The 4,253-nt window shown below is 56.7% G+C and carries 6 protein-coding genes; 5 read left to right on the forward strand and 1 reads right to left on the reverse strand.

Features of this window, described 5'->3' with window-relative positions; all coding sequences use genetic code 11:
- The 3 genes from ABYA88_RS15565 to ABYA88_RS15575 form a co-directional block, all read left to right on the forward strand.
- Positions 1-567: hypothetical protein (locus tag ABYA88_RS15565; protein WP_373188300.1), on the forward strand; the 567-nt coding region annotated here is incomplete at its 5' end.
- A gap of 264 nt (positions 568-831) precedes the next feature.
- Positions 832-1,242, forward strand: coding sequence for a PH domain-containing protein (locus ABYA88_RS15570; protein WP_373188301.1), 411 nt, complete (start codon positions 832-834; stop codon positions 1,240-1,242).
- Positions 1,239-1,730, forward strand: a complete 492-nt coding sequence (locus tag ABYA88_RS15575; protein ID WP_373188302.1) for a M48 family metallopeptidase — start codon at positions 1,239-1,241, stop codon at positions 1,728-1,730. The genes ABYA88_RS15570 and ABYA88_RS15575 overlap by 4 nt, the downstream gene beginning before the upstream one ends.
- Before the next feature lie 62 nt (positions 1,731-1,792).
- Here ABYA88_RS15575 and ABYA88_RS15580 read toward each other — a convergent pair whose 3' ends face one another.
- On the reverse strand, positions 1,793-2,341 hold the full coding sequence (locus ABYA88_RS15580; protein WP_373188303.1) for a DUF4426 domain-containing protein: 549 nt from the start codon (positions 2,339-2,341) through the stop codon (positions 1,793-1,795).
- A gap of 213 nt (positions 2,342-2,554) precedes the next feature.
- Between ABYA88_RS15580 and ABYA88_RS15585 the strand changes: the two genes are divergently transcribed.
- Both ABYA88_RS15585 and ABYA88_RS15590 read left to right on the forward strand, forming a co-directional pair.
- Complete coding sequence (locus ABYA88_RS15585) at positions 2,555-3,391, forward strand: cation transporter (protein ID WP_373188305.1); 837 nt, start codon at positions 2,555-2,557, stop codon at positions 3,389-3,391.
- A partial coding sequence (locus ABYA88_RS15590) for a cation diffusion facilitator family transporter (RefSeq protein WP_373188304.1) occupies positions 3,388-4,253 on the forward strand: 866 nt, incomplete at its 3' end. The genes ABYA88_RS15585 and ABYA88_RS15590, both read left to right, overlap by 4 nt.

Genomic DNA, 4,253 nt, shown 5'->3' on the forward strand with positions numbered 1-4,253 from the left:
CGGGCTTATTTCAAAAATGAAAAGGCCTCTTTGCCTGCACGCAATGCCGCAGACTGGATTGTCGACTCGGGCGATAATCTGGGCATGCCGTTCATGATTATCGACAAGGCGGAAGCCCGGGTGCTGATGTTCGATGCCCATGGACAGCTGACTGGCTCGGCTTCCGCGCTTCTGGGCCTGGCGAGAGGGGATGACTCGGTGCCGGGTATTGGCGAGCGCAAGCTATCGAGTATCCGGCCTGAAGAGCGCACCACGCCGGCGGGCCGGTTTGTCGCTTCACTGGGGCGTAATCTGGCTGGAGACGAGATTCTCTGGGTGGATTACGAAGCAGCCATTTCTCTGCATCGTGTAGTGCCTGGTACGGCGAAGGAACGCCGCGCCGAGCGCCTGGCATCACCGCATGTGTACGACAAACGGATTTCCTACGGCTGTATCAACGTGCCGGTAGCGTTTTTCGACAGCGTCGTGATACCGGCATTTACCGGCACCAATGGCGTTGTCTATACCTTGCCGGAAACCCGGGATAACCACACGGTGTTCAATTCCTACTATGAGTCTGAGCTTTAGGAGAAAATCCTAGAATGGGATGCAAGGCCGATCAGAAATGATCGGTCTTTTTTGTTTTCCGGTACCGCACCCCCCAAAGCGATGCCGATACGGAGAACGACCCAGACAAAGATCGCGGCCGCCACGTCATCCAGCACAATTCCCAGGCCGCACAGGCTCGGCTAGCCAGATGAAGGAGTAAGGCGCCGGCGCACTAAGGGTCAGGAGTTTTGGTGTACAATCCATGGCTGATAACGCCTTAACGCCGCCCACGGATCGATAGCCATGACCTACATTGAAGAATCCTTATCCACCGGCGAAAAAGCCGAAGCACTTTTCCCGCTGCACTGGTTTGCCCGCGTGCCTATGTATATCTGGTTTGTGCTGGCAATCCCCACGCTGGGCATTACCCTGATTTTTGGGATCTATGAGTACCTGCGGCTCAAGCACCTGGAGCGGGGCGTGACCAATAAACGCGTGATCCTCAAGTATGGCATCATCAGCCGCAAGACCGAGGAGATGAAGCTGCAGTCGATCGAGACGGTCGAGATTGACCAGGGAATTCTGGGCCGCATGTTCAACTTCGGTACAGTCAAGATCACCGGCCGCGGCATCAGTGATGTGATCTTCAAGGGCATTGATGATCCGATGCACGTCAAACGCCAGATCGAAAGTGTGAGTAATCCGGTCGGGTGACAGCACTGAAATACCTGAACGGCTACAGTCCGGACATCAAGCAACAGGTGCAGCGGCTGATCGATAACGATCAGCTGGGTGCCTGGCTGGAGCAGCGCTACCCGCCGCAAAGTGGACACAGCATTCAGACTGACGCTGCCCTCTACGACTATACCCAGCGCCTCAAGCAACAGCACATGCGTAGCAGCGGACCGGTCAGCAAGGTGTTCTTCGACACCCGCATGCATGTGATCGACAACGCCCTGGGCCAGCACCAGTTTGTCAGTCGCGTGCAGGGCAGCAAGCTCAAGCGCAAGAACGAGATCAAGGTCTCCGCACTGCTCAAAACCCTGCCTGAGCCGCTCCTGCGCATGGTCGTTGTGCATGAACTTGCGCACCTGCGCGAGAAAGACCACAACAAGGCCTTCTACCAGTTATGCCAACATATGGAGGCGGATTACCATCAGCTGGAGCTGGATTTGCGACTGTATTTGACGTTGCGAGGATAGGCTTGAGCAAGTCGCAAGACTTGCCCAGCCAATAGCACATTGGAAGTGGTCGCTTTTGGTCCTTATTCAGTATCGCGAGGTGGTAGCTGCACTTCGAACTCCGTCTGCAGTGACTCATCCGAGCCTTCTGGCCGCGCCTCAATCATGAATCGGAAAACCAGCTGGCCACTCGTGTCCACGGTACCGATGTAGCTCACATCACCATTTGCTTCAACCTGCCGCATGTCGATCTCTATTTCGTGACCGACCAGGTTTTCGTACAGAACATTTACGTCGGCAGAAACAGGTTCACGTTCGCCATCAGACCGTTTCTCATAAATGATCGCATTGAAGATGAGGCGTTCAGGGCCCGGTTCAATATTGTATTCCTGAATCATGACATCAGGCAGACGTTCAGTCGGGGTAATACTTCCCTGAATCGAATAATCATCAAACTCTTCAACATGCTCCAGAGGCCGCTCTTGCCCCTGCAGATCGAGATTTGTCGGGTTTTCAGTTGAATCCGCATTCTGCTCGGGCTCCTCGGTCTGGTCGCAGCCGGCCAGCAGGGCAGTCGATAGCATGGCCGCCAGCGCGAAGCCCTGGAATTTGTACTTTTGCTTGATAGTCATAATGGTCTCTACTCTTTGTGCGGCTTGAGCTGTGAGTATAGTAGCTACAACCAACCCGGCATCGCCGAGACCGCCTTGCGGTCCGCGCCGCTTGACCCTCCAGTAGCTATATGGGTTTAAATGGTGCTATTGAATCCGGTAAAAGGATGCAGCCGAGTGAAGGACGATAGTGAAGCCAGCCCATGTTGCTGTTCGAATGTATCCGCTGCCGAGATGGACAGTGCGCATGCGGTTTCTGCCCAGTGGGCCAGCACATTCAACATACCCAAAATGGATTGCCCATCAGAGGAGCGCCTTATCCGCCTGGCGCTCAGTGGCTTCGGGACGATTCAGGCACTGTTATTTGATCTGCCCAACCGGCAACTGACCGTTTTGCATGATGGACCGGTAGATCCCGTCTCAGCCAAATTGGCGACTCTTGGTCTCGGATCTCAGATCACGCAGACCCGACCTGCCGACGCCGAACAGGTCCAGCAAGCGGAAGACTCGGTACTGACTGAAGTCGCAGAATCGCGCACCTTGCGCTGGTTGCTTGGCATCAACGCCACCATGTTCCTGGTAGAAATGACTGCAGGCATCATTGCCCAGTCTGCGGGCCTGATCGCTGACTCGTTGGATATGTTCGCCGATGCCGCCGTCTACGGGCTCGCACTCTATGCCGTCGGGCGAGCAGCCAGCTACCAGATGAAAGCTGCGCGTTTTGCCGGCGCGCTGCAGTTGATCCTTGCCCTGGGTGTGCTCCTCGAAGTGGCGCGCCGATTCCTGTTTGGCAGCGATCCCCAGTCCATGACAATGATCGCGATTGCCTGTGTCGCGCTGATTGCCAACAGCGTCTGCCTGGGGTTGATTCACAAGCACCGCCACGGCGGAGTGCACATGAAGGCGAGCTGGATATTTTCCGCCAATGACGTACTGATCAACCTGGGCGTCATTACTGCCGGTGTACTGGTGCTCTGGACTGGCTCCAACATTCCCGATCTGGTCATCGGCACGATCGTCGGCCTGATCGTAATCAACGGAGCGTGCCGAATTTTGGCGCTGAGGTCATGAGCGACCACAGCCACGATCACGCGCACAGCCATAACCACAATCACAGCCATGGCGGCGGCAAGACTCTCCTGTTTGCGCTGATATTCACCACCGGCTTTGCCTTCGTCGAGGTTTTCGCCGGCCTGATGGCCAACTCGCTGGCACTGCTGTCCGATGCCGGGCACATGTTCACCGACTCGCTGTCGCTTGCAGTAGGCGCGTTCTCGGCCTGGCTCGCGAAAAAGCCCGCCTCACGCAAGCACTCGTTCGGCCTGCAGCGCGCCGAAGTGCTGGGCGCGTTGTTCAACGTCATCTTCATGTTTCTGGTGATCGTTTATATCGGCTACGAAGCAATCGAGCGAATGCTCGATACGCCCGAGGTCGACGGCGGCACGGTCCTGTTGATTGGCGGGCTCGGCTTGCTGGTCAACGTCATTGTCGCCTGGGTGCTGATGCGCGGTGAACAGACCATGAACGTACGCGGCGCACTGCTGCATGTAATGGGTGATCTGCTGGGCTCGGTCGCCGCCGTAGCGGCGGGTGCGATCATCTACTTTGGCGGCCCGGCGATCATGGACCCGATTCTGTCCCTGTTCGTCTGTCTGCTGATCCTGATCTCCGCGATCCGGCTGCTTGGCATGGTGACCCACGTGCTGATGGAGGGCGTACCGCTAAGCGTCGATCCGCAGGAAGTCAGCCATGCCTTGTCGGAGATAGAAGGGGTGCGCGCTATTCACGACATGCATATCTGGAGCCTGTCTTCACGCAGTCATGCCATCGCAGCCCATGTGGACATGGATGCGATGGTCCAGTGGCAAGCCGTGCTACCGCAGATGCAAGAGGTGCTGCGCGAGCGGTTTGGCATCGAGCACAGCACCTTGCA

The organism is Halopseudomonas sp., from assembly GCF_041579695.1.
GTDB lineage: Bacteria > Pseudomonadota > Gammaproteobacteria > Pseudomonadales > Pseudomonadaceae > Halopseudomonas.

Excerpts from the sequence above, each read along its gene's own strand:
- ABYA88_RS15570 (WP_373188301.1), top strand. The coding sequence starts at position 832 with ATGACCTACATTGAAGAATCCTTATCCACCGGCGAAAAAGCCGAAGCA.
- ABYA88_RS15580 (WP_373188303.1), bottom strand. The coding sequence starts at position 2,341 with ATGACTATCAAGCAAAAGTACAAATTCCAGGGCTTCGCGCTGGCGGCC.
- ABYA88_RS15585 (WP_373188305.1), top strand. The coding sequence starts at position 2,555 with ATGGACAGTGCGCATGCGGTTTCTGCCCAGTGGGCCAGCACATTCAAC.